Origin of the sequence: Streptococcus vulneris (assembly GCF_019218685.1) — a bacterium.
GTDB classification, from domain to species: domain Bacteria; phylum Bacillota; class Bacilli; order Lactobacillales; family Streptococcaceae; genus Streptococcus; species Streptococcus vulneris.
This window is the reverse complement of the sequence record NZ_JAHUZC010000001.1, coordinates 386,595-412,320: the sequence shown is the minus strand read 5'-3', so window position 1 is coordinate 412,320 and position 25,726 is coordinate 386,595. Positions and strand designations below refer to the sequence as shown.

The 25,726-nt window shown below is 38.9% G+C and carries 21 protein-coding genes and 2 pseudogenes; 17 read left to right on the top strand and 6 right to left on the bottom strand.

The window, feature by feature from the left end:
• The 4 genes and pseudogenes from KUA57_RS02030 to KUA57_RS02015 all read left to right on the top strand — a co-directional run.
• Positions 1-198: hypothetical protein (locus tag KUA57_RS02030; protein ID WP_218493571.1), on the top strand; the 198-nt coding region annotated here is incomplete at its 5' end.
• Between the two features lie 9 nt (positions 199-207).
• Positions 208-687, top strand: a complete 480-nt coding sequence (locus tag KUA57_RS02025; protein WP_042749685.1) for a hypothetical protein — start codon at positions 208-210, stop codon at positions 685-687.
• 94 nt (positions 688-781) lie between these two features.
• Positions 782-2,989: pseudogene (locus KUA57_RS02020) on the top strand (LXG domain-containing protein); the annotation flags it as partial.
• The gene (locus KUA57_RS02015; RefSeq protein ID WP_042751474.1) at positions 2,986-3,561 is read left to right on the top strand and encodes a DUF6572 domain-containing protein; all 576 of its coding nucleotides are present in this window, start codon (positions 2,986-2,988) and stop codon (positions 3,559-3,561) included. The pseudogene KUA57_RS02020 and the gene KUA57_RS02015, both read left to right, overlap by 4 nt.
• A gap of 258 nt (positions 3,562-3,819) precedes the next feature.
• Here KUA57_RS02015 and KUA57_RS09745 read toward each other — a convergent pair.
• Positions 3,820-3,916: pseudogene (locus KUA57_RS09745) on the bottom strand (helix-turn-helix domain-containing protein); the annotation flags it as partial.
• Positions 3,917-4,085: 169 nt separating this feature from the next.
• Here KUA57_RS09745 and prfB point away from each other — a divergent pair.
• The 7 genes from prfB to metK all read left to right on the top strand — a co-directional run bounded on the left by prfB (position 4,086) and on the right by metK (position 13,249).
• Positions 4,086-5,181, top strand: a protein-coding gene (gene prfB / locus KUA57_RS02010) for a peptide chain release factor 2 (protein WP_125386088.1) whose coding sequence is annotated in 2 segments (ribosomal slippage) — positions 4,086-4,157 and positions 4,159-5,181 — 1,095 coding nt in all. Because the reading frame shifts where the segments join, the coding sequence is not laid out codon by codon here.
• 17 nt (positions 5,182-5,198) lie between these two features.
• Positions 5,199-5,891: a cell division ATP-binding protein FtsE gene (gene ftsE, locus KUA57_RS02005; protein ID WP_004263501.1), complete on the top strand. Its 693-nt coding sequence runs from the start codon at positions 5,199-5,201 to the stop codon at positions 5,889-5,891.
• Positions 5,884-6,810, top strand: a complete 927-nt coding sequence (gene ftsX / locus KUA57_RS02000) for a permease-like cell division protein FtsX (protein WP_218493569.1) — start codon at positions 5,884-5,886, stop codon at positions 6,808-6,810. The genes ftsE and ftsX overlap by 8 nt, the downstream gene beginning before the upstream one ends.
• A gap of 185 nt (positions 6,811-6,995) precedes the next feature.
• Entirely contained in the window at positions 6,996-9,176 is a 2,181-nt protein-coding gene (locus KUA57_RS01995) for a PTS transporter subunit IIBC (RefSeq protein WP_218493568.1), read from the top strand.
• 51 nt (positions 9,177-9,227) lie between these two features.
• Complete coding sequence (locus KUA57_RS01990) at positions 9,228-10,043, top strand: endonuclease/exonuclease/phosphatase family protein (protein ID WP_115904785.1); 816 nt, start codon at positions 9,228-9,230, stop codon at positions 10,041-10,043.
• Positions 10,044-10,334: 291 nt separating this feature from the next.
• Positions 10,335-11,678, top strand: a complete 1,344-nt coding sequence (locus KUA57_RS01985; RefSeq protein ID WP_125416683.1) for a DEAD/DEAH box helicase — start codon at positions 10,335-10,337, stop codon at positions 11,676-11,678.
• Between the two features lie 380 nt (positions 11,679-12,058).
• Positions 12,059-13,249 (top strand): methionine adenosyltransferase, encoded by a 1,191-nt coding sequence (gene metK / locus KUA57_RS01980; protein WP_000003942.1) that lies wholly within the window; start codon positions 12,059-12,061, stop codon positions 13,247-13,249.
• A gap of 80 nt (positions 13,250-13,329) precedes the next feature.
• Here the strand turns inward: metK and KUA57_RS01975 are convergent, their stop codons facing one another.
• The 5 genes from KUA57_RS01975 to KUA57_RS01955 all read right to left on the bottom strand — a co-directional run bounded on the left by KUA57_RS01975 (position 13,330) and on the right by KUA57_RS01955 (position 17,759).
• Positions 13,330-13,965 (bottom strand): GNAT family N-acetyltransferase, encoded by a 636-nt coding sequence (locus tag KUA57_RS01975; RefSeq protein WP_218493567.1) that lies wholly within the window; start codon positions 13,963-13,965, stop codon positions 13,330-13,332.
• Between the two features lie 134 nt (positions 13,966-14,099).
• Positions 14,100-14,399, bottom strand: coding sequence for a DUF1827 family protein (locus KUA57_RS01970; protein WP_000767189.1), 300 nt, complete (start codon positions 14,397-14,399; stop codon positions 14,100-14,102).
• A 58-nt stretch (positions 14,400-14,457) separates the two neighbouring features.
• Positions 14,458-14,910 (bottom strand): NUDIX hydrolase, encoded by a 453-nt coding sequence (locus KUA57_RS01965; RefSeq protein ID WP_218493566.1) that lies wholly within the window; start codon positions 14,908-14,910, stop codon positions 14,458-14,460.
• Positions 14,911-15,039: 129 nt separating this feature from the next.
• Positions 15,040-17,298 carry an ATP-dependent Clp protease ATP-binding subunit gene (locus KUA57_RS01960; protein WP_218493565.1) on the bottom strand — a complete coding sequence of 753 codons (2,259 nt, stop codon included), beginning with the start codon at positions 17,296-17,298 and terminating at the stop codon, positions 15,040-15,042.
• Between the two features lie 230 nt (positions 17,299-17,528).
• Positions 17,529-17,759: a DUF1797 family protein gene (locus KUA57_RS01955; protein ID WP_000443570.1), complete on the bottom strand. Its 231-nt coding sequence runs from the start codon at positions 17,757-17,759 to the stop codon at positions 17,529-17,531.
• A gap of 190 nt (positions 17,760-17,949) precedes the next feature.
• Here KUA57_RS01955 and KUA57_RS01950 point away from each other — a divergent pair, with 190 nt between their 5' ends.
• The 6 genes from KUA57_RS01950 (at position 17,950) to pgdA (ending at position 25,575) form a co-directional block, all read left to right on the top strand.
• On the top strand, positions 17,950-18,633 hold the full coding sequence (locus KUA57_RS01950; protein ID WP_001011642.1) for an amino acid ABC transporter permease: 684 nt from the start codon (positions 17,950-17,952) through the stop codon (positions 18,631-18,633).
• The gene (locus KUA57_RS01945; protein WP_004259929.1) at positions 18,633-19,367 is read left to right on the top strand and encodes an amino acid ABC transporter ATP-binding protein; all 735 of its coding nucleotides are present in this window, start codon (positions 18,633-18,635) and stop codon (positions 19,365-19,367) included. Before KUA57_RS01950 ends, KUA57_RS01945 begins: the two co-directional genes overlap by 1 nt.
• A gap of 349 nt (positions 19,368-19,716) precedes the next feature.
• Positions 19,717-20,280, top strand: a complete 564-nt coding sequence (locus tag KUA57_RS01940) for an HAD family hydrolase (protein ID WP_218493564.1) — start codon at positions 19,717-19,719, stop codon at positions 20,278-20,280.
• 14 nt (positions 20,281-20,294) lie between these two features.
• A complete protein-coding gene (gene gyrB, locus KUA57_RS01935; RefSeq protein ID WP_000134040.1) occupies positions 20,295-22,241 on the top strand; it encodes a DNA topoisomerase (ATP-hydrolyzing) subunit B in 1,947 nt (648 codons plus the stop codon).
• A gap of 78 nt (positions 22,242-22,319) precedes the next feature.
• Positions 22,320-24,047, top strand: coding sequence for a septation ring formation regulator EzrA (gene ezrA, locus KUA57_RS01930; protein ID WP_218493563.1), 1,728 nt, complete (start codon positions 22,320-22,322; stop codon positions 24,045-24,047).
• 136 nt (positions 24,048-24,183) lie between these two features.
• A complete protein-coding gene (gene pgdA, locus KUA57_RS01925) occupies positions 24,184-25,575 on the top strand; it encodes a peptidoglycan-N-acetylglucosamine deacetylase PgdA (protein WP_218493562.1) in 1,392 nt (463 codons plus the stop codon).
• The last annotated feature ends 151 nt before the right edge of the window (positions 25,576-25,726 follow it).

Below are 25,726 nucleotides of genomic sequence, written 5' to 3'. Positions count from 1 at the left end.
GAACTTGATAATGCAAGTTATCCTTTTACAGGTCGAGGTTTTACAGGTTCTAAGAATATCATATTACCGGAGTATAAATTGATGGAAGAACATGTATTTAAGAATGGAGATATGATAAGCGTTTTTGAAAGTAAAACTGGTAAAGTTATGAAACAATACGGTTTTACTAAAGATAAAGGCTGGATAGTATTGGAATGAGGGATAGTAATGTACGCAATTTATAAACAAAACAAATTTGAAGCGGAATATGAGAACAAGCATGAAGTAATTTTATATAGTCGTGTTAAATTTAAAGATTTTCAAAATTATATAAGTCCTTGGGGGAGGATATCTGATAATGTATTTACAAAAAAAGTCAAGATGGAAGAGCTAGACTATCTATACAGTATTCATTATGAGATTCAATATAAGGGGCATTCTTTTCATGTTAGTAGTGGGATGATTCGAAGGAATGTTGAGAAAGATTGGTTTGAAATAATACCAAGCGCCAACCAAAATCAAATAAAGGATGAGTTGGGATTCAAGCAGATAAACAAATTAGAATGGGCAAAAGAGATTAGCCGAAAAGACATTGAAGTCTTAAAAATAGTCGAAACACCTTTAGGAATCTTTAAAGATCAGGGAGTTAAGATCAAGAGTTTAGAAGGCCAAGACATCGATAACTTTTTAAATTCTATTGAAAAGTAATTTTTTGATGCATTATCGCCATTAAAATAGCTTGTAAGGAACTTGTTTATTCACTTTTAGTTATAGGCAAGTTCCTGTTTTTACATTAAGTGAGAATCTCCAAGGTCAGGCCATCTCGAGTATGCGCACCTACCTAGTAGAGGTGCATGGGACTCTCCTTCAGACTCTGGTCAACCTGATGAATGACTACTCAACCAATCTCCTACTGTACAAGGATGGTTACTACCAGATTGATGGTGATCTTCATACAAAGCTTCCAAGTAAGGTATTTACAAACCTTCATAGTGCTTTAAAGAGTTCACGGGACGATTTGAAGGGTGAGATTGAGCTCTTGAACACGACCAAGGACAAGATTTCAGACTTGGTGAGCTACGAAGGAAGCAGTCATACCAGTACGGTCATGAACTATAACTTTCTCATGAATCAGCTCAAGAACTTGGATACCTCCATCACTCAGTATGAAAGTAATCATGCGAGTCAGGATTTGGTTGCCTTTAAGGAACTCTTGTCTGCGACCAAGGCTTTGGTCGCAGAGCACGCAGGGAAGACACGTACGGTAGGGACTTATCAGTCAGGAGATTTTGCCAAACTCCAGTCTGTTCAACGCTTTGCGATAGCTTACAAACAGGCGACCCAGCAGATGGAGAGTCGTGTTGAGCGTGTACAAGCAGCCCAGGAGCGAGACAAGGTCCGTTTTGAAGCCTTGGCTGCGGAGGATCGAGCCAAAAACGGTTGGAAAGACCTAGCAATTGGTGTGGTGACTGTTGCGATTGGTGCTTTAGCGATTTGGGCAACTATGGGGGCAGCGACACCCTTGGTTGTTGGGGCTGGCTTAACCGCAGGAATTGGAACAGCGGCTTATGGGGCGTCTAATGCAGGGGAAGGGATTCATAACATCCAACTTGGGAATGCAGGGGATGCCCATACGAAATCCTATAATCTCATCCGAGATACGCTTTTCATGGGGAATGACAAGCTGTATCATGATGTTGGGAATGTCTTTGTGACAGCGAGTGCCATCATGATTCCCATAGGGCAGACTCAGAGCGCTGTCAAGGGCTTGACCCAGTTTGCGATAGGGGAAGCCGGTGCCTATACAGCGGGTCAGGTTGCCTATCATGGGACCAAGCTCCTAGGTGGAAGCGAAGAAGATGCCCAAACCGCAAACTTTATCGGGAATATCGTAGGAGGTTATGCGGTCTCCTCAGCAGCCAGCAAGTTTAGTCTCAATAATGTGAAAAATAACGTATCTGAACAAAATTTTGCTAACTACAGAGAGTTTTCAACTACAAAGATTGATGACTTCAAGACAAATTTCAAAGATGTCGAGACTAGGATAACCGTTGAGACACGTAATGTAGCAGATGAAATTCAACGTATCCAATTAAAAGCTGTCGGTGTAGATGAAACTGGAAAAATTCGCATTCAAGATTACACGACTGCAAAAGATGGTTTATCCATTAAACGCCAAGATATTCTGGATAATCTATCAAAATATGGCGGTACTATCGTAGGTGAAGGAAAAGGTCGCTTTACAGGTGGCACTAAAATTGAACCAGGGACTCGGATTGATGTGATTTCCAAACCAACAGACAGTTTTACAATTGAGAAAGTATCAAGCTTTGACAAGGTGAAGCAGTATACCAGTGAATTATACAAAACTGACTTAAGTTTAGAAGAAAAGGTTCAAAAACTTCAAAAGTATTTTACTGAGCTTGATGATAAAGTAGATATCAATGTTCCTTCTGATGCACAATATGTTAAATCAATTGAAGATGGTTGGATTTCATATGATTGGCCAGAAAGATTAGGATTTAAAAAAGGAACTGTACATCCTATAACGAGAACTTCTGGTTTACCAGAGCGATGGGACCGGTTTGGACATATGGGAGGAGGTAACTTCTCGGATATTCCTAGCGAAGGACCATATACGTACAGTCAACGTTCAATTCCATATGTTGAAAATCTTAAAGCTTACCATAACGGTAACTTTAAAACCGATAGTTATTTTGATAAAATTGATGCTATCAGTGAAGGTGATATCAAGATTTTTAATAGGATTTTGAGAGAAGAAGGAATTGAAGGGGTGTCACAAGACCAATTTTTAGAGCTGTCGGATAAGTATCGAAAATATATATCCGATACATCTACTTCTTTGAGTATGTCTAGTGATGATATTAAGTATGGTGTTCATGGGAAAGCGGCAGAATGGGGTGATATGTCAGGTGGCGCTGAACAGATTGTAACACCTTTTGGAGGAATTGATATGCTGAATATGGGGATGATGGAGGAATTTAAATGACGAGACAAGAACTAGTAAATTTCGTTAATAAACACAGAGATAAGATAGGGATATTTCATATTGCGTTTGATGAACGATTTGAAGGTCAATTTACCTTGGGATACTATTACGATGAGAAATCTAGTCAATATAAAGTATATGAGGTTAATGAGCGCCAAGATATCTGGATAAGAGACGAATTTAAAAATGAAAGTGATGCAATAAATCGACTTTATCGTTTGATAAAAACAAAATTTTGGATAAAAGAAACTCCAATTCAGTTAGATGTTTCAGAAATTGATGCAATCGGAGCGAGTGATACAGACTTGGAACTTTTATTAATAGATGGCAATCTTTGGCTTCCAGATACCGAAGAAGAGCATCTCTTGAAACTTCAAGAAAAACTCAATAACTACATCTACTTCCTCGAAAGTAAGCAATATGTAGAGCGATATGGCGATAGCTTTGATAAAAAAGTCATCCATATCACATTCCAATATTCTCCATCTGATAATGGACTAGCCTTTCTTGCAGCAGTTCAGAAGGTATTACAACCGACGGATATGAGCTTGAAGGTAGAATTACCGGAGTAATAAAGGGAGCGAAAGATGCTCTCTTTTTGTGGTATAATTGGACTAGGTTACGAAGGATTTTGTTAAATAGGTAAAAATAGCGAACTATTTATGCCGACAATTGACATGCAGAACATTCATACGACGATTTTTTATACCCTATTAAGAAACAGGGAGATTATGAGATAAAAGATCTATGTGTATGAACTGGACTGTACCCCGAAAGTTAGGCATAAAGGATATAACACTTGGGGAATTTCATAATTTAGTTTAATAAAGATGAGGTAACTTAGCAATTTGATAAAAAATTTAGGCCTTGAGTACAGTAAATGAGAATACTTTCACTCTTGTCTATGGTAGAATGATGGTAGCTCATAAAACTTTTTTTGGTAACTAGTTCGTTCAATTCTATTTTACTAGAAAATTTTATGAGTTTTTATTGTGCAATTAGATTGTATAATCAAGATAGAAAAAGTCATTAGAGCAAAAAATGGAAAGAAATGATAGATTATGGTATAATAAAACGATATAAAAAAGGAGTATTTATGGACATTTCAGAAATTCGTCAGAAAATTGACGCAAATCGTGAAAAATTAGCTTCTTTCAGGGGGTCTCTTTGACCTCGAGGGTCTAGAGGAAGAGATTGCCATCTTGGAAAACAAGATGACAGAACCTGATTTTTGGAACGATAATATCGCGGCCCAAAAAACGTCGCAAGAATTAAATGAATTAAAAAACACCTACAACACCTTCCACAAAATGGAAGAGTTGCAGGATGAAGTTGAAATTTTATTAGACTTTTTAGCTGAAGACGAGTCAGTGCATGAAGAATTGGTTGCACAGCTATCAGAACTCGATAAAATGATGACTAGCTATGAGATGACCCTTCTCTTGTCAGAACCTTATGACCATAATAATGCGATTTTGGAAATCCATCCAGGATCAGGTGGTACTGAAGCTCAGGACTGGGGTGATATGTTACTTCGTATGTACACTCGCTATGGAAATGCCAAAGGATTTAAAGTAGAAGTTTTGGATTACCAAGCAGGAGATGAAGCTGGTATTAAGTCAGTAACCCTATCATTTGAAGGGCCTAATGCCTATGGCCTTCTCAAGTCAGAAATGGGTGTTCACCGTTTGGTGCGAATTTCACCATTTGACTCTGCTAAACGTCGCCATACCTCTTTCACATCGGTGGAAGTAATGCCAGAATTGGATGATACCATTGAAGTGGAAATTCGTGAAGATGATATCAAGATGGACACCTTCCGTTCAGGTGGAGCTGGTGGACAAAACGTCAATAAGGTTTCCACAGGTGTACGTTTAACACATATTCCTACTGGGACTGTTGTCCAGTCAACGGTCGATCGTACCCAGTATGGAAATAGAGATCGTGCCATGAAGATGTTGCAGGCTAAGCTCTATCAAATGGAGCAAGAAAAGAAAGCAGCGGAAGTTGATTCTCTCAAGGGTGAGAAAAAGGAAATCACATGGGGAAGCCAAATCCGTTCATATGTTTTCACGCCTTATACTATGGTAAAAGATCATCGAACTAGCTTTGAAGTTGCGCAGGTAGATAAGGTTATGGATGGGGACCTAGATGGTTTTATCGATGCCTACCTCAAGTGGCGAATCAGCTAAGATAGAAAGGAACTCACATGTCAATCATTGAAATGAGAGATGTCGTCAAAAAATACGACAACGGAACGACTGCTTTGCGAGGTGTCTCAGTCACTGTTGAACCCGGGGAATTTGCCTATATCGTAGGTCCGTCAGGAGCTGGGAAATCAACATTTATTAGAGCTTTGTACCGTGAAGTAAAAATCGAAAAAGGAAGCTTAACTGTTGCTGGTTTTAATCTGGTTAAAATTAAAAAGAAAGATGTCCCTCTCCTACGTCGTAGTGTTGGGGTTGTCTTCCAAGATTATAAACTGTTACCAAAGAAAACCGTTTATGAAAATATTGCTTATGCAATGGAAGTTATTGGTGAGAGCCGCCGTAATATCAAAAAACGTGTTATGGAAGTTTTAGACTTGGTTGGATTGAAGCATAAGGTTCGTTCTTTCCCAAATGAACTTTCAGGGGGAGAACAGCAACGGATTGCGATAGCACGTGCCATTGTAAACAATCCAAAAGTATTGATTGCGGACGAACCAACAGGAAACTTGGACCCAGATAATTCATGGGAAATTATGAACTTGCTGGAACGCATCAATCTCCAAGGTACAACTGTCTTGATGGCTACCCACAACAGTCAGATTGTAAATACCTTGCGCCACCGTGTCATTGCCATTGAAAATGGCCGTGTCGTTCGTGACGAAGCTAAAGGAGAATATGGATACGATGATTAGTAGATTTTTTCGTCATTTATTTGAATCATTAAAAAGTTTGAAACGAAATGGCTGGATGACAGTAGCTGCTGTCAGTTCAGTTATGATTACTTTGACCTTGGTTGCAATATTTGCATCTGTTATCTTTAATACGGCTAAACTAGCTACAGATATCGAAAATAATGTCCGAGTAATGGTATACATTCGTAAGGACGTAGCTGATAATAGTGAGACTATTGAAAAAGAAGGTAAAACTGTTACAAATAACGACTACCACAAGGTATATGATGCTTTGAAAAGTATGTCAACCGTTAAAAGTGTTACGTTTTCAAGTAAAGAAGAACAATATGAAAAGTTGACAGAAACAATGGGGGACAACTGGAAAATCTTTGAAGGCGATGCCAATCCTCTCTATGATGCATATATCGTTGATACCAATACACCAAGTGATGTAAAGACAGTAGCAGAAGAGGCTAAAAAAATCGAAGGTGTATCAGAAGTTCAAGATGGTGGTGCTAATACAGAACGCTTGTTTAAGTTAGCCTCATTTATTCGTGTCTGGGGACTAGTTATCGCGGGATTATTGATTTTCATTGCAGTGTTCTTGATTTCTAATACTATACGTATCACCATCATTTCACGAAGCCGTGAAATTCAAATCATGCGTTTAGTAGGTGCTAAGAATGGCTATATCCGCGGGCCTTTCTTGCTTGAAGGTGCCTTCATTGGTTTGCTTGGAGCAACACTTCCATCAGTTTTGGTATTTATTGTCTATAAAATGGTTTACCAATCGGTTAATAAGTCATTGGTTGGTCAGAACCTTTCGATGATATCACCAGAAATATTCAGTCCACTGATGATTGCTCTATTATTTGTGATTGGAATTTTTATCGGTTCAATCGGATCAGGAATTTCAATGCGCCGATTCCTGAAAATCTAAAATAAAATAGAAGTATATTTGAGGAGGTTTTAATATCTCCTTTTTTTCTACAAAAATTTTAGAAAAAAGTCTACTTTTTTTTATAAAAGCCTTTACAAAAAAAATTAAAGTGGTATAATTAATACATAGTTAAGTGCAAACGTTTTCGTAAAACGTTTGCCTAAATAAGAATAAAGGAGATTTGAATGATGAAAGATACATTCAAAAATGTCTTGTCTTTCGAGTTTTGGCAAAAATTCGGTAAGGCTTTGATGGTGGTTATCGCGGTTATGCCGGCTGCTGGTTTGATGATTTCAATCGGTAAGTCTATCGTAATGATTAACCCAACTTTTGCACCACTTGTAGTTACAGGTGGAATTCTTGAGCAAATTGGTTGGGGGGTTATCGGTAACCTTCACATTTTGTTTGCCCTAGCAATTGGAGGAAGCTGGGCTAAAGAACGTGCTGGTGGTGCTTTCGCCGCTGGTCTTGCCTTCATCTTGATTAACCGTATCACTGGTACAATCTTTGGTGTATCAGGAGATATGTTGAAAAATCCAGATGCTATGGTCACAACTCTCTTTGGTGGTTCAATCAAAGTGGCTGATTACTTCATCAGTGTTCTTGAAGCTCCAGCATTGAACATGGGTGTGTTTGTAGGGATTATCTCAGGTTTTGTAGGGGCAACTGCTTACAATAAATACTACAACTTCCGTAAACTTCCTGATGCACTTTCATTCTTCAACGGGAAACGTTTTGTACCATTTGTAGTCATTCTTCGTTCAGCAATCGCTGCAATTCTACTTGCTGCCTTCTGGCCAGTAGTTCAAACAGGTATCAATAGCTTTGGTATCTGGATTGCCAACTCACAAGAAACTGCTCCAATCCTTGCACCATTCTTGTATGGTACTTTGGAACGTTTGCTCTTGCCATTTGGTCTTCACCATATGTTGACTATCCCAATGAACTACACAGCTCTTGGTGGTACTTATGACATTTTAACTGGTGCAGCTAAAGGTACTCAAGTATTTGGTCAAGACCCACTATGGCTTGCATGGGTAACAGACCTTGTTAACCTCAAAGGTACTGATGTAAGTCACTACCAACAATTGTTAGATACTGTTCACCCAGCTCGTTTCAAAGTTGGACAAATGATCGGTTCATTCGGTATCTTGATGGGTGTGATCGTGGCTATCTACCGTAATGTTGATGCTGATAAGAAACATCAATATAAAGGTATGATGATTGCGACAGCTCTTGCAACATTCTTGACAGGGGTTACTGAACCAATCGAATACATGTTCATGTTTGTAGCAACACCTATGTATCTTGTTTACTCACTTGTTCAAGGTGCGGCCTTCGCTATGGCTGACGTCGTGAACCTACGTATGCACTCATTCGGTTCAATCGAGTTCTTGACTCGTACACCTATTGCGATTAGCGCTGGTATCGGTATGGATATTGTTAACTTTATCTGGGTAACTGTTCTCTTTGCCGTAATCATGTACTTTATCGCAAACTTCATGATTCAAAAATTCAACTACGCAACTCCAGGACGTAACGGAAATTACGAAACTGCTGAAGGTTCAGAAGAAGCTAGCAGCGAAGTGAAAGTTGCAGCAGGTTCTCAAGCTGTAAACATTATCAACCTTCTTGGTGGACGTGCAAACATCGTTGATGTGGATGCATGTATGACTCGTCTTCGTGTAACTGTAAAAGATGCTGACAAAGTCGGTGATGCAGAACAATGGAAAGCAGAAGGAGCTATGGGTCTTGTCATGAAAGGACAAGGAGTTCAAGCTATCTACGGTCCAAAAGCGGACGTATTGAAATCTGATATCCAAGATATCCTTGATTCAGGTGAAATCATTCCTGAAACTCTTCCAACTCAAATGACAGAAGCGCAACAAAACACTGTTCAATTCAAAGGTCTTACTGAGGAAGTTTACTCAGTAGCTGACGGTCAAGTTGTTGCCTTGGAACAAGTAAAAGATCCAGTATTTGCTCAAAAAATGATGGGTGACGGATTTGCTGTAGAACCTGCAAATGGAAACATTGTATCTCCAGTTTCAGGTACTGTATCAAGCATCTTCCCTACAAAACATGCTCTTGGTCTTGTGACTGAAGCGGGTCTTGAAGTACTTGTTCACATTGGTTTGGACACAGTAAGTCTTGAAGGAAAACCATTTACTGTTCATGTAGCTGAAGGGCAAAAAGTTGCAGCAGGTGATCTTCTTGTCACAGCTGACTTGGATGCTATCCGTGCAGCAGGTCGTGAAACTTCAACAGTGGTTGTCTTCACAAATGCTGAAGCTATTAAATCAGTTAAATTAGAACAAACAGGTTCTCTTGCAGCTAAAACAGCAGTTGCTAAAGTAGAATTGTAATACACTTGAGGTTGGAAGCTGTTTTCCAACCTCTTGTTTTAGGAGAAAAGCATGAAATTTTTAACACTCAATACTCATAGCTGGATGGAAAAAGAAGCCGAGGAAAAATTCCAGCTTTTGCTTGAAGATATTCTTGATAAAGATTATGATTTGATTTGTTTCCAAGAAATCAATCAGGTAATCACCTCGCCTAAGGTAGAAGTTAATGATCTCTATCAAGCTTTACCAGCAGCTGAGCCGATTCATAAAGATCATTATGTTAGACTTTTGGTTGAAAAGTTGTCAGAGCAAGGGAAAGATTACTACTGGACTTGGGCCTATAACCATATTGGTTATGACCGCTACCATGAAGGTGTGGCTATCTTGTCTAAAACACCTATTGAAGCAAGAGAAATTTTGGTTTCAGATGTGGATGATCCAACAGACTATCATACTCGCCGTGTCGCTCTAGCTGAAACTGTAGTCGATGGTAATGAACTTGCAGTTGCCAGTGTCCACCTTTCTTGGTGGGATAAAGGTTTCCAAGAAGAATGGGCACGATTTGAGGCTGTCTTGAAAGAATTGAACAAGCCACTTTTGCTTGCTGGAGATTTCAACAATCCAGCAGGTCAGGAAGGCTACCAAGCTATTTTAGCTAGTCCATTAGGCTTACAAGACGCATTTGAAGTTGCTAAAGAGAAAAGTGGTAGCTATACTGTTCCACCAGAAATTGATGGCTGGAAGGGGAACACAGAACCCCTTCGAATCGACTATGTTTTTACTACCAAAGAGTTAGCGGTGGAAAATTTACATGTCGTATTTGATGGCAACAAGAGTCCACAAGTTAGTGATCACTATGGCTTGAGTGCTATTTTAAACTGGAAATAATAACTGATACTCTTTGAAAATCTCTTCAAACCACGTCAACGTCGCCTTGCCGTATAGATGTTACTGACTTCGTCAGTTCTATCTGCAACCTCGAAACACTGTTTTGAGCAACCTGCGGCTAGTTTCCTAGTTTGCTCTTTGATTTTCATTGAGTATGAAAAGAGGTTGGAATTATAACATTCCAGCCTTTTTCTGATTAGAAAAGCTACTGTAAATAGCCTAAATAAGTGAGACTACTGAAATGGAATAAAATGTGGTATAATTGATAGGATAGATAGAATCGAGGGTATTATGTCATTTACGAAATTTCAATTTAAAAACTATATTAGAGAAGCCTTGGAGGAGTTGAAATTTACAACTCCAACAGAGGTACAAGATAAGTTGATTCCCATTGTCCTGGCAGGCCGAGATTTGGTTGGAGAATCAAAAACAGGTTCAGGTAAGACTCACACTTTCTTGTTACCGATTTTTCAGCAATTAGATGAAGCTAGTGATAGTGTTCAAGCAGTCATTACGGCACCGAGCCGTGAGTTGGCTACTCAGATTTACCAAGCAGCTCGTCAGATTGCAGCCCACTCAGAAATGGAAGTTCGTGTGGTTAATTATGTGGGGGGGACAGATAAGGCTCGCCAGATTGAGAAATTGGCAAGTAACCAGCCTCATATTGTTATCGGAACGCCTGGACGTATCTATGACTTGGTTAAATCCGGTGATTTGGCTATTCACAAGGCCAAGAACTTTGTGGTCGATGAGGCAGACATGACCTTGGATATGGGATTCTTGGAAACTGTTGATAAGATTGCTGGCAGCCTTCCAAAAGACCTGCAATTCATGGTCTTCTCAGCGACTATCCCACAAAAACTGCAACCATTCTTGAAAAAATACTTGTCAAATCCTGTTATGGAAAAAATCAAGACCAAAACGGTCATTTCTGATACCATTGATAATTGGTTGATTTCGACAAAAGGACGCGATAAGAATGCTCAAATTTATCAGTTGACTCAGTTGATGCAACCTTATTTGGCAATGATTTTTGTTAACACTAAAACACGTGCTGATGAATTGCATTCATATCTGACTGCTCAAGGATTGAAGGTAGCGAAGATTCATGGAGATATTGCCCCTCGTGAGCGCAAACGTATCATGAACCAGGTTAAAAATCTGGATTTTGAGTATATTGTCGCAACAGATTTGGCAGCGCGTGGAATTGACATTGAAGGTGTCAGCCATGTCATCAATGATGCCATTCCGCAAGATTTGTCCTTCTTTGTTCACCGTGTTGGTCGTACTGGACGAAAAGGCCTACCAGGTACAGCTATTACCCTTTATCAGCCAAGTGATGACTCGGATATTCGTGAGTTGGAGAAATTGGGAATCAAGTTTACTCCTAAGATGGTCAAAGATGGGGAATTTCAAGATACCTATGACCGTGATCGTCGTGCAAACCGTGAGAAAAAACAAGATAAGCTCGATATCGAAATGATTGGTTTGGTTAAAAAGAAAAAGAAAAAAGTCAAACCAGGTTATAAGAAAAAAATTAAATGGGCGGTTGATGAAAAACGTCGCAAGACCAAGCGTGCTGAAAATCGTGCTCGCGGTCGTGCAGAGCGTAAAGCAAAACGCCAAACATTTTAATAGAAAAAGTTGGAGTACTGAGCTCCAATTTTTTTTTATTTATGAGAACGAACTATCTAAATAGAAACACTACATTAAAGACTGCAAATTGCGCTAAAAAATGGTATAATGATAAAGTTATATAGTCCCGATAAGATGGTAGGCATTTATCGCGAAGAGTTTTCCTATCAGTACTTTGTAATTCGCAAAGACTGACGGTTCCAAAGTAGTCACTCGTCATTCTACGGTTGCCGCTATAATGCGGTCAACCTATGCGTCTTACTAGCTTCAGAAATAAAAAGTATCGTTTTTATTTCTTACGCGTTGTAACTCTTAGAAAATGAAAATACCTATCAGTACTTTGTAACTCTATAACACTATTTTTAAGGGGGGACATTTTTATGTCAGAACGTAAATTATTCACGTCTGAATCTGTATCTGAGGGGCATCCAGATAAGATTGCAGACCAAATTTCAGATGCGATTTTGGATGCTATTTTAGCTAAAGATCCAGAGGCGCACGTTGCTGCTGAGACAGCTGTATATACTGGTTCAGTCCATGTTTTTGGTGAAATATCTACAAATGCCTATGTGGATATTAACCGTGTGGTTCGTGATACTATTGCAGAGATTGGCTACACCAATACAGAATATGGTTTTTCTGCTGAGACTGTAGGAGTACATCCATCTTTGGTGGAACAATCTCCTGACATTGCTCAAGGTGTTAACGAAGCCTTGGAGGTTCGTGGGAATGCAGACCAAGATCCGCTTGATTTGATTGGTGCTGGAGACCAAGGGCTCATGTTTGGATTTGCAGTGGATGAAACAGAAGAGCTCATGCCATTGCCAATTTCACTCAGTCATAAATTGGTTCGTCGTTTGGCAGAACTTCGTAAGTCTGGGGAAATCAGCTATCTTCGCCCAGATGCTAAATCACAAGTTACAGTTGAGTATGATGAAAATGACCGTCCAGTACGTGTGGACACAGTCGTGATTTCAACTCAGCACGATCCAGAAGTCAGCAACGAACAAATTCATAATGATGTGATTAACAAGGTCATTAAAGAAGTTATTCCGGCTTCTTACTTGGATGAGCAAACAAAATTCTTCATCAATCCAACTGGTCGCTTTGTAATCGGTGGACCTCAAGGGGACTCAGGTTTGACTGGTCGTAAGATTATCGTGGATACCTATGGTGGCTACTCTCGTCATGGTGGTGGTGCCTTCTCTGGTAAGGATGCGACTAAGGTGGACCGTTCAGCCTCTTATGCGGCTCGTTATATTGCCAAGAATATCGTTGCAGCAGGCCTTGCTAAGAAGGCAGAAGTGCAATTGGCCTATGCTATCGGTGTTGCGCAACCTGTTTCTGTTCGTATCGATACCTTCGGTACAGGAACAGTAGCTGAAAGCAAACTTGAAAAAGCTGCTCGTCAAATCTTTGACCTTCGTCCTGCAGGAATTATCCAAATGCTGGACCTTAAGCGTCCAATTTACCGTCAAACAGCGGCTTATGGACACATGGGACGTACAGATATTGACCTTCCATGGGAACGTTTGGACAAGGTAGATGCTTTGAAAGAAGCAGTAAAATAGATAAGAAAACCAACGTTTTGAACGTTGGTTTTTGTAAATATGAGCTATCCTTTTTAATAGGTCAGCAAATTGCTGGCCTGTTATAATTTATTCATTGTTTTCAAAAATGCCCAGTTACCAATTGATTTTGACCCGTATTTTAAGTCCATATGGTCCAGTAATACATAATCGTTTTTCTCGTAGAATGAGGAATTTCTAGCTGTACTGGTTATGAGTCCCAAGTGTTTACAGCCTTTTGATTTGACATAAGGTTCAATCCCTTGTGTCAGAAAAGTACTGCCTATTCCCCGCCCCTTACTTTCTATATTGACAGCTAAAGCCATCAAATACCAATCAAACTCCCCTGATTGTTCTAAATGCTTTTTGGAACGTTTTACAAAGTCAAAGTATTTAAGGAGATTTTGTGGTCGAATGTAGCGAAAAATGTTTGTTCCGCCATTTTGTAGATAGGATAGTATACAGAAATCCTTTTGTTGCAAAAGGGCGACTGCACGTAATTCTCCATCTTGTTCCGCAACTAAACAGTTTCCTTTTTTAATATAGACTCTGGTAAGCATTGTTTGTAATGTTTCTACAAAATTAGGATAATAATCAGGCTTCTTTAAATCATCCCTTATAATCGTTAAAAAGGGATAGTCAAGAAAGGAATTGGCTAATAGTTTTCCAATTTTTTCGTATTCTTCAAGTCTTGCCTCTCGATATATCATGTCTCCCATGCTTGTCTCCTTTGTTACCTATAAAATTGTGTATGATAGGATTTCAAGATAAAAAATTGGAGATGATTTAAAAAGCTAAATAAACCCAATTTTGTTCCATAAGGTTTAAAGCACTTTCTAATCTCTCCAAGATTTTATTTGGTTGGAATCGAAATTCCAATTAATTTTTCTGAATAGAGGGTTTTGATATTGGCTTCATCAATAGAGTCCTTATCAATTTTACGTTTCAAGAAAAATTCTTGAATAGCTTCGATTTCAGGTTCGCGAATAGCGCGGTGTTTGTTTGAGATGAGGATTTCATAGTGAAGCGGAGCTTGGGTAAAAATAACATCTGTATTACCTGCAGAATAAACTTCAACAAGGGTTGCATCTGTACTTTCTAGCTGGCTTTTTACAAGTTGCGAGTGTGAGTTTGTTGTATTGATAAGCTTCATAACATTTCCTCCGATTTTCTAATTCTATTATAGCACTTTTTGAATAAAGTAGCTTGATTTAGCCAATCTTATGCTGTTTTTTCCAAGATTGGATGGCCCATTTATGGCTACCACGTTTGAGGTTTTCAATAGCCTCGTCAATAGGGAACCAGGCAATATGATTAAAGTCTTCTAGTGGTTTTTGTACTTCTTTGAAAGAAGTCGCTTCATAGAGGTAGGCAGGATTGTAGTAGTAGGTATCACGGTGACGAGAGTAGAAATATTCGTCAGCTTGACCGTAATAGGTACCAATTTCAGCAGTGAATCCAAGCTCTTCAATCAATTCACGTTTTAGGGCTTCCTGATGATTTTCACCTGCTTCAATTTCGCCACCTGGTAAGAACCAAGCGCCATTAGGCGCTTGAACAAGAACAATTTGTTTTTGCTCAGCGTCAGGGATAACTGCGTAAACACCATAGCGATGCTGGTAGGTTACATTCTCTTTTTTTTCTCCAAAGGTTGGGTTTGCCATTGCATTTTCCTCATTATCTATTATCTTTATTATTATCTTAATGGACAAAGGCTGAGCTGTCAAGAACTTATAGTTATTTTAGTAAAAAGGAGTAGAAAATTTTTATTTTCTACTCCTTTTCTATAGGATTTATACTTCTTTTTCAGAAGTTTTAACTTCAGCTTTTTTGGCAGACTTAATTTGAATGTTTCCCTTGCTGGTCATAACTGCCTTGAGGTCTTTTTCGCTTGGATTTTCAAGGTAGTAGTCAGTGATGGCATCCTCAATATAGTCTTGAATAGTACGACGAAGTGGGCGTGCTCCCATTTTTGGATCATAACCGAGGTCAACTAATTTTTCTTTGACCTTGTCAGTTACATCCAAATGAATGTTGTTGCTAGAAAGGCGCTTGTTAACGTCTGCTAGCATCAGCTCGACAATCTGAAGGAGGTTATCCTTGCTGAGAGCCTTAAATTCGATAATACCATCAAAACGGTTCATAAACTCTGGGCTAAAGAAGTTACCGAGTTCACCGAGAACAGAGTTGGTACGTCCTTCTCTAGCAGCCCCAAATCCAACGCTGGCTTCGGCCTTACCTGTACCTGCATTTGAAGTCATGATGATGATGGCATCCTTGAAACTAACGGTACGTCCTTGTCCATCTGTCAAACGACCATCGTCCAAGACTTGAAGGAACATGTGCATAACATCTGGATGGGCTTTCTCTACTTCATCCAAGAGAATAAGTGAATATGGATTGCGACGAACTTTTTCCGTTAATTGCCCAGCCTCATCATAGCCAACATAACCTGGAGGGGCACCGACCAATTTAGCCACGCTGTGTTTTTCCATATATTCACTCATATCAAAGCGAATCATACTGTCAGCAGAACCAAAGAGTTCGATAGCTAGTTGTTTGGAAAGTTCCGTCTTACCGACACCAGTTGGCCCAACAAAGAGGAAGCTTCCAATAGGACGGTTAGGCGTACCGAGTCCAACACGATTACGGCGAATAGCTTTGGCAATCTTATCGACCGCATCATCTTGGCCAATAACATGAGACTTAAGATCTTCGGCTAGATGGATGAGTTGAGATTGTTCTTTCTCTTTCAAATCGCCAACAGGGATATTGGTTTTCTGCTCGATAATATGCTCAATGGTTTTTTCACTGATGATAGGAGTATCCTGGTCTGTAACCTTTTTCTTTTGCATTTCCTTATACTTGGCAATCTGGTCACGGAAGTAGGCGGCCTTCTCAAAATCTTCTTCTCGTGTAGCTTGAGATTTAAGATTTTCAGCTTCAATCAAGCGCTGATCGATTACTTTAGGATCCACAAAATTCAAGGTCAAGTTCATCTTAGAACCCGCTTCATCTAGGAGGTCGATGGCCTTGTCAGGCAAGAAGCGATCTTGGATGTAGCGATTGGAAAGAGTTGCAGCTGCTTCAATTGCAGCATCAGTATACTGAACATGGTGATAGTCTTCGTATTTCTTTTGAATTCCTTTGAGGATAATAATCGTTTCCTCCACCGTTGGTTCATCGACTTTTACAGGCTGCATACGACGTTCTAGGGCAGCATCTTTTTCAATGATACGGTATTCATTGAGGGTAGTAGCGCCGACCAGTTGCAGTTCCCCACGAGCAAGGGCTGGTTTGAGGATATTTCCAGCATCCATGTTGCCATCGCCCGCAGAACCAGCACCGACAATTTCATGGATTTCATCGATAAAGAGGATGATGTCTTCACGTTTGCGAATTTCTTCCATGAGTTTTTGCATGCGTTCTTCAAATTGTCCTCGGATACCTGTTCCTTGAACCAGGCTAACCACATCCAGACGGATGACTTGTTTACCTTGTAGTTTATGTGGAACATCGCCATCGACGATTTTCTGAGCTAGACCTTCGACAACGGCCGTTTTTCCGACACCTGGTTCACCGATAAGAACAGGATTATTCTTGGTTCTGCGATTGAGAATTTCGATGACACGGATAATCTCATCGTCGCGCCCAATAACGGGGTCGATATCGCCACGACGAGCAATCTCAGTTACATTGATACCAAATTCTTCTAGCAGGCCTTTTTCTTGGCTTGGTGGAGGAGTTTGAGCAGGTCCACGATTTTGGGAACCATAACCTCCGTTTCCACCGTAACCTCCACCTGATTGGGTTGGGGGAGTCGGTGGAGTGTTGTTAGAAGGTCTAAAATTGTTTAGGTCATTGAAGAAATCTCCGAAAGGATCAAAGTCACGATTGTTCAGATCTGTCATACCTTTAAAGAGGCTATTGTTAGGATCTGTTTTGATAATCTTATAGCAGTTTTGACAGAGGTCAATTTGTTTTTGCTTTCCATTGAGATTGGTATAAAGATGAATTGTTGAGTCATTGATTTTACAGTTTTGACAAAGCATACATCTACCTCATTTCTTTCTTTAGCCTGACCTGTTTAAAGGTCAAAAATAGTCAAATTTCTATACTCTCATTATAACAGGATTGGGGTGTAAAGCAAGTAAAAAGATTGAAGCTTTGGGAAGTTGTTACAATAATGATCTTTGTGAATTTGGGCTATAAAAAAATCCTATTTGTGAGACAAAAAGGATTTTGGTTAGACATGCAGGGTGTAATCCCAGCTTGTTTTGTATTAGTAAAGGAGTTCGTAAATCTCCATTGCAATCAAGTCAATGCTGTCAAACGTATAAGTTTCGCGAGCTTCGACATCACGAAGGGTAAAGATTGAGCCGTTTTCTTCGTCGTGGCTGTATGCAACTTCTGCAACAACAACTCCTTCGCGTTCAAAATTACGTTTTAAATTTCCGCCGTCTTTTGCCATTGCTTCAAGGCGGTTGATGATTCTAACCAAATGTGATTCCATTTTGATTCTCCTTCATTTCTTATCGTTACTATTTTACCATAAAGGAGGCCAAATTGACTAGAAAAAACTAAGATTTCTCGCTAATTCTACCAGCTGAAAGATTTTTTGAATAAATTAGACAAAAGATTTGAATTTTAATTCAATTCATGTTATAATCATACAGTATTCTATTTTAGAAAGCAGTGTGACTATGAATTTTTCTTTTTTACCAAAGTATTTACCTTATTTTAACTATGGGGCTGTCGTGACGGTTCTCATTTCTATCTGTGTTGTCTTTTTGGGAACTATTTTGGGGGTTGTCTTGGCTTTTGGGCAACGTTCAAAGTTTAAACCGCTTGTTTGGCTTGCCAACTTATACGTTTGGATTTTCCGCGGGACACCGATGATGGTTCAGATTATGATTGCCTTTGCTCTTATGCATATCAATGCTCCGACTATTCAGGTTGGGATTTTGGGTGTTGATCTTTCTCGTCTGATTCCAGGGATTTTGATTATCTCAATGAACAGTGGTGCTTATGTTTCTGAGACTGTTCGTGCCGGAATTAATGCGGTTCCTAAGGGGCAGTTAGAGGCGGCCTATTCTTTAGGGATTCGTCCTAAAAATGCGATGCGCTATGTGATTTTGCCACAAGCTATCAAAAATATTTTGCCAGCATTGGGGAACGAATTTATCACTATTATCAAGGATAGTTCCCTCTTATCAGCTATCGGTGTCATGGAGTTGTGGAATGGGGCTACAACAGTTTCTACAACAACCTATCTACCTTTAACACCACTTTTATTTGCAGCCTTTTATTACTTGATTATGACTTCTATTTTGACAGTAGCCTTGAAAGCTTTTGAAAAACGTATGGGACAAGGAGATAAAAAATAATGACAGAAACCTTGATAAAAATTGAAAATTTACATAAATCCTTTGGAAAGAATGAAGTATTGAAGGGCATCAACCTCGAGATTAAAAGAGGTGAAGTTGTTGTTATTATCGGTCCTTCAGGAAGCGGGAAATCTACCTTGCTTCGTTCTATGAATTTGTTGGAAGAAGCAACCAAAGGGAAGGTTATCTTTGAGGGAGTTGATATTACGGACAAGAAGAATGACCTCTTTGCCATGCGTGAGAAGATGGGGATGGTTTTCCAACAATTTAATCTCTTTCCTAATATGACTGTGATGGAAAATATCACCTTGTCTCCTATCAAGACTAAAGGTGAAAGTAAGGAAGTTGCAGAGAAGAGAGCTAAGGAACTTTTGGAAAAAGTTGGTTTACCAGATAAGGCAGATGCTTACCCTCAGAGTTTGTCAGGTGGCCAGCAACAACGGATTGCCATCGCTCGTGGTTTAGCTATGGAACCTGATGTCTTGCTCTTTGACGAGCCAACTTCAGCCCTGGACCCCGAAATGGTAGGAGAGGTGTTGGCTGTTATGCAAGACTTAGCCAAGTCAGGAATGACCATGGTTATCGTAACACATGAAATGGGATTTGCTCGTGAGGTGGCGGACCGTGTCATCTTTATGGCAGACGGTGTGGTTGTTGAAGACGGAACACCCGAACAGATTTTTGAACAAACCCAAGAACAGCGGACTAAAGACTTCTTGAGTAAGGTTTTATAATCTATTTTAAAATTTCAAGACAAGATTAGTGAAAAGCTAGGCTCAATACCAGTCAAGTGGAACTTACTTTGAGAAGTTCCCCCCCTTATTAATAACATCCATAAATTGGATATTAGGATTTTTTATATAAAGTAGTTTTGTGTTAAAATATAATTGTTCCATATGATTCTCTCTAATGATGGTTTGGTCGCTTTTCATTATGGGTCATATGGAACTTTTTTCTACAAGAAAATAGGTTTCATAGTATTTATAATAGATTTACCCACTACAAATAATATAGAGCATTTTTTATGTGCAAAACTCAAGGAAATCATCGCTTTTTTCACAAAAAAATGCTATAATGAAGGGTATGAAATATCACGATTATATCTGGGATTTAGGTGGAACTTTACTAGATAATTACGAAACTTCAACAGCTGCATTTGTTGAAACTTTAGCTCTGTATGGCATCACACAAGACCATGACAGTGTGTACCAAGCTTTAAAGGTTTCTACTGATTTTGCGATTGAGATATTCGCTCCCAACTTAGAGAATTTTTTAGAAAAGTACAAGGAAAATGAAGCCAGAGAGCTGGAACATCCGATTTTGTTTGATGGAGTTTCTGACTTATTGGAAGACATTTCAAATCAAGATGGCCGTCATTTTTTGGTCTCTCACCGTAATGATCAGGTCTTGGAAATTTTAGAAAAAACCTCTATAGCAGCTTATTTTACAGAAGTGGTGACTTCTAACTCAGGCTTTAAGAGAAAACCAAGTCCAGAGTCCATGATTTATTTAAGAGAAAAGTATCAAATTAACTCTGGTCTTGTCATCGGTGATCGGCCGATTGATATCGAAGCAGGGCAAGCTGCAGGACTAGCTACCTACTTGTTTACCAGTATCGTGAATTTAAGACAAGTATTAGACATGTAAGAAAAAGGAAAAAGATGACAGAAGAAATCAAAAATCTGCAGGCACAAGATTATGATGCCAGTCAAATTCAAGTTTTAGAGGGCTTAGAGGCTGTTCGTATGCGTCCAGGGATGTATATCGGATCGACCTCAAAAGAAGGTCTTCACCATCTAGTCTGGGAAATTGTTGATAACTCAATTGATGAGGCCTTGGCAGGATTTGCCAGCCATATTCAAGTCTTTATTGAGCCAGATGATTCGATTACTGTTGTCGATGATGGGCGTGGGATTCCCGTCGATATTCAGGAAAAGACGGGACGTCCTGCTGTTGAGACAGTCTTTACTGTTCTTCACGCTGGAGGAAAATTCGGCGGTGGCGGATATAAGGTCTCAGGTGGTCTTCACGGAGTGGGGTCGTCAGTTGTTAACGCCCTTTCAACTCAATTAGACGTTCATGTCCACAAAAATGGTAAGATTCATTACCAAGAATACCGTCGTGGTCATGTTGTCGCAGATCTTGAAGTAGTTGGAGATACGGATAAAACAGGAACAACTGTTCACTTTACACCGGATCCAGAAATTTTCACTGAAACAACCACTTTTGACTTTGATAAATTAAATAAACGTATTCAAGAATTGGCCTTTCTAAATCGTGGTCTTCAAATCTCCATTACAGATAAGCGTGAGGGGTTAGAACAAACTAAGCATTACCACTATGAAGGTGGGATTGCTAGTTACGTTGAATATATCAATGAGAACAAGGATGTTATCTTTGATACACCAATCTATACTGACGGTGAGATGGATGATATCACAGTTGAGGTAGCCATGCAGTACACAACTGGTTACCATGAAAATGTCATGAGTTTCGCCAATAATATTCATACACATGAAGGTGGAACGCATGAACAAGGTTTTCGTACAGCCTTGACACGTGTTATCAACGATTATGCTCGTAAGAATAAGTTACTGAAAGACAATGAAGACAACCTAACAGGGGAAGATGTCCGTGAAGGACTAACTGCAGTTATCTCAGTTAAACACCCAAATCCACAGTTTGAAGGACAGACCAAGACAAAACTGGGGAATAGCGAAGTGGTCAAGATTACCAATCGTCTCTTCAGTGATGCTTTCTCTGATTTCCTTATGGAGAATCCTCAAATTGCAAAACGCATTGTAGAAAAAGGAATTCTGGCTGCTAAGGCTCGTGTGGCTGCCAAGCGTGCGCGTGAAGTTACCCGTAAAAAATCTGGTTTGGAAATTTCTAACCTTCCAGGAAAACTGGCGGACTGTTCTTCTAACAATCCTGCAGAGACAGAACTCTTCATCGTCGAAGGAGACTCAGCTGGTGGGTCAGCCAAATCTGGTCGTAACCGTGAATTTCAGGCAATTCTTCCAATCCGCGGTAAGATTTTGAACGTTGAAAAGGCAAGTATGGATAAGATTCTAGCTAACGAAGAAATTCGTAGTCTTTTCACAGCGATGGGAACAGGATTCGGTGCAGAATTTGATGTTTCAAAAGCCCGTTATCAAAAACTCGTTTTGATGACCGATGCCGATGTCGATGGTGCTCATATTCGTACCCTTCTTTTAACCTTGATTTATCGTTATATGAAACCAATTCTAGAAGCTGGCTATGTTTATATCGCCCAACCACCAATCTATGGTGTCAAGGTTGGAAGCGAGATTAAAGAATATATCCAGCCAGGGGCAGATCAAGAAATTAAACTCCAAGAAGCCTTAGCCCGCCACAGTGAAGGTCGTGCCAAACCAACTATTCAGCGTTATAAGGGTCTTGGTGAAATGGATGACCACCAATTGTGGGAAACAACCATGGATCCCGAACATCGCTTAATGGCTAGAGTTTCTGTGGATGATGCTGCAGAAGCAGATAAAATCTTTGATATGTTGATGGGGGATCGAGTAGAGCCTCGTCGTGAGTTTATCGAAGAAAATGCTGTCTATAGTACACTTGACGTCTAAAAAATGGGAAATGGTTCCCATGGTTTAAAAAATATGATATAATCATTACGATTGTTTCTAGTATAAAAGGAGTTTAATATGTCTAATGGACAACTAATTTATCTAATGGTTGCGATTGCAGTCATTTTGATTCTGGCTTATGTAGCAGCTATTTTTCTACGCAAGCGAAACGTGACTAGATTAACAGGTCTTGAAGAAAGAAAAGAACAGCTCTATAATCTTCCTGTTAATGATGAGGTCGAAGCAGTAAAAAATATGCATTTGATTGGACAAAGTCAAGTGACTTTCCGTGAATGGAACCAAAAATGGGTTGACCTATCTCTTAACTCTTTTGCAGATATCGAAAATAATCTTTTTGAGGCAGAAGGCTATAACAACTCATTCCGTTTTTTCAAGGCCAGTCATCAAATCGACCAAATCGAGAGTCAAATTACCTTGATTGAAGAAGATATTGCGGCAATTCGTAATGCTTTGGCAGATTTGGAGAAACAAGAGTCTAAAAATAGTGGACGTGTTCTTCATACTTTGGACTTGTTTGAAGAGTTGCAACACCGAGTGGCTGATCATTCTGAAGAATATGGCCAAGGTTTATCTGAAATCGAAAAACAATTGGAAAATATCCAATCAGAGTTTTCTCAGTTTGTTACTTTGAACACTTCAGGTGACCCAGTAGAAGCTGCTGTGATTTTGGATAATGCTGAAAATCATATCTTGGCTTTGAGTCACATAGTAGATCGCCTGCCAGCAATTGTAAAAACATTATCTAAAGAGCTACCTGATCAATTGGAAGATTTGGAAGACGGTTACCGTAAACTTTTAGATGCTAATTATCATTTCGCTGAAACGGATATTGAATCTCGCTTCCAATTGCTTTATGAAGCTTTGAAGAAAAACCACGAAAATATTGCACAATTAGAGTTGGATAATGCTGAGTATGAAAATACTCAAGTTCAAGAAGAAATCAATACACTCTATGATATCTTTACACGAGAAATTGCTGCTCAAAAAGTAGTAGAAGGCTTAGTTGCAACCCTTCCTACATATTTGAAACACATGAAAGATAGTAATGCTGTTTTAGTGGAAGATATTCAACGATTGAGTAACAATTACCTACTATCTGAAACGGATGTTAGTCATGTTCATAGATTACAAGCTGAGTTAGAATCTTTAGAAGAATCTGTATTGGAATTAACTTCTGAACAAGAGGAACATTCTGAACCTTATTCATTCCTTGAAGATCGTTTGGAAAACTTACAAGCGACTTTGAAGGAAATTGAAGATGAACAAGTTGCGGTTAGTCAACGCCTTGCTCAGATTGAAAAAGATGATATCAATGCTCGCCAGAAGGCAAATGTTTATGTTAATCGTCTTCACACGATTAAGAGATATATGGAAAAACGCAATCTTCCAGGTATTCCTCAGAATTTCTTACAGTTGTTCTTTACAGCAAGTAACCATACTGAAGAGTTGATGGCTGAACTAGAAGAAGCTCGGGTCAATATCGAAGCTGTGAACCGTATGCTTGAAATTACAACCAATGATATGGAAGCACTTGAAGAAGAAACATATAATATTGTTCAATATGCAACATTGACAGAACAATTGCTACAGTATTCGAACCGTTACCGCTCATTTGATGAACGAATTCAAGAAGCTTTTAATGAATCATTAGAAATTTTTGAAAAAGAATTTGATTATCATGCTTCATTTGATAAGATTTCGCAAGCTTTGGAAGTTGCAGAACCAGGTGTAACCAACCGTTTTGTCACTTCATACGAAAAAACACGTGAGACGATTCGTTTCTAACATAATAAAAGGCTCTATAATATTTGTAGTGGGTAAATCCCCCTATAGATATTATGGAGCCTATTTTTTTGTTCAAAACGAGTAATAGTACTTATTTCTCATTGAAATTATAGCCTGAATTTGATATGATATTTCTATGGATAAAAGTAGAGCAAATCGTGTTGAGCACGATAAAAAGAGAATCGGTTTAATAGCCCTAGTAGCTATCTTTTCAGTAAGTATTTGTGTCCTTGGTTCAATGATTGGATACAAAATATATACAAAGCAAAGTTTTGAACAAAGGATTGAAACGCTCAAAAAAGAGAAAGATGATCAATTGAGTGAGGGAAATCAGAAAGATCATTTTCGTAAGGGACAAGCCGAAGTAATTGCCTATTATCCTCTCCAAGGGGAGCAAGTGATTTCATCTGTAAAAGAAATCATGACACAGGATATTAAGGAAAATCTGGAATACAAGGAAAATCTAGTTTTTTATTATACGGAGAAACAGGATTCGACTTTAAAAGGGATTGTTAACCGAAGTGTGATGAAACAAGTCTATGATTTAACTTCGTCAAAAGTTGAAGAGACTGAAAAAACTAGTCTGGCAAAAGTCCATTTGACAGAAGATGGTAAACCTTTTACACTTGATCAATTATTTTCAGATCCTAGTAAAGCCAAAGAGCAGTTGTTAAAAGAAATCACCTCTTTCTTACAGGATAAGAAATTGGACCAAGAAAAGATTGATCAAGTTGTTAAAGGCTTCTCTGAACAAGACTTGTCTGCATGGAATTTTGATTACAAGGATAGTCAGATTATCCTTTATCCAAGTCAGTCAGTTGAAAATCTAGATGATATTGCCTTACCAGTATCTAGTTTCTTTGATGTAGTACAATCCTCTTATTTATTAGACAAGGATGCCGAACTTTATAAGGCTTATTATGAAAAGAAAAACCAAAAAGTGGTAGCTCTAACTTTTGATGATGGACCAAATCCTGCAACGACAAATCAAGCATTAGATACACTTTCTAAGTATGGTATCAAGGCAACTTTCTTTGTTTTAGGTAAGAATGTTTCTGGAAATGAAGAGATTTTGAAACGCATGAAATCGAATGGCCATGTTATTGGAAACCATAGTTGGAGTCATCCAGTGCTTTCAAAACTTTCACTTGACGAAGCTAAAAAACAGATTACTGATACTGAGGATGCGCTAACTAAAGTGTTGGGTTCTAGTTCCAAACTTATGCGTCCGCCTTATGGAGCCATTACAGACGACATTCGAAATAGCCTTGATTTGAGTTTTATTATGTGGGATGTGGATAGTCTGGATTGGAAGAGTAAGAATGAAGCAGCAATTTTGACAGAGATTCAACGTCAAGTTCGTAATGGTTCGATTATCTTAATGCATGATATCCATGCTGAAACAGTCAATGCTTTACCAAAGATTATAGATTATCTAAAAGAGCAAGGATATCACTTTGTCACAGTTCCTGAAATGCTTAATTCACGATTAAAAGCACATGAACTATTCTATGACCGTGATCAGTAAGACTTTTGCTGAATAACTAATTAAATCGTAAGTAATTTTTCAATAAATAAATTTAGTCTTGTATTAATCGAGGCTAAATTTTTTTATGTTTAAATCTCATGATAGGATTGGTTAATATTACAATTTTGTTACAAAATAATATTTTGATAGA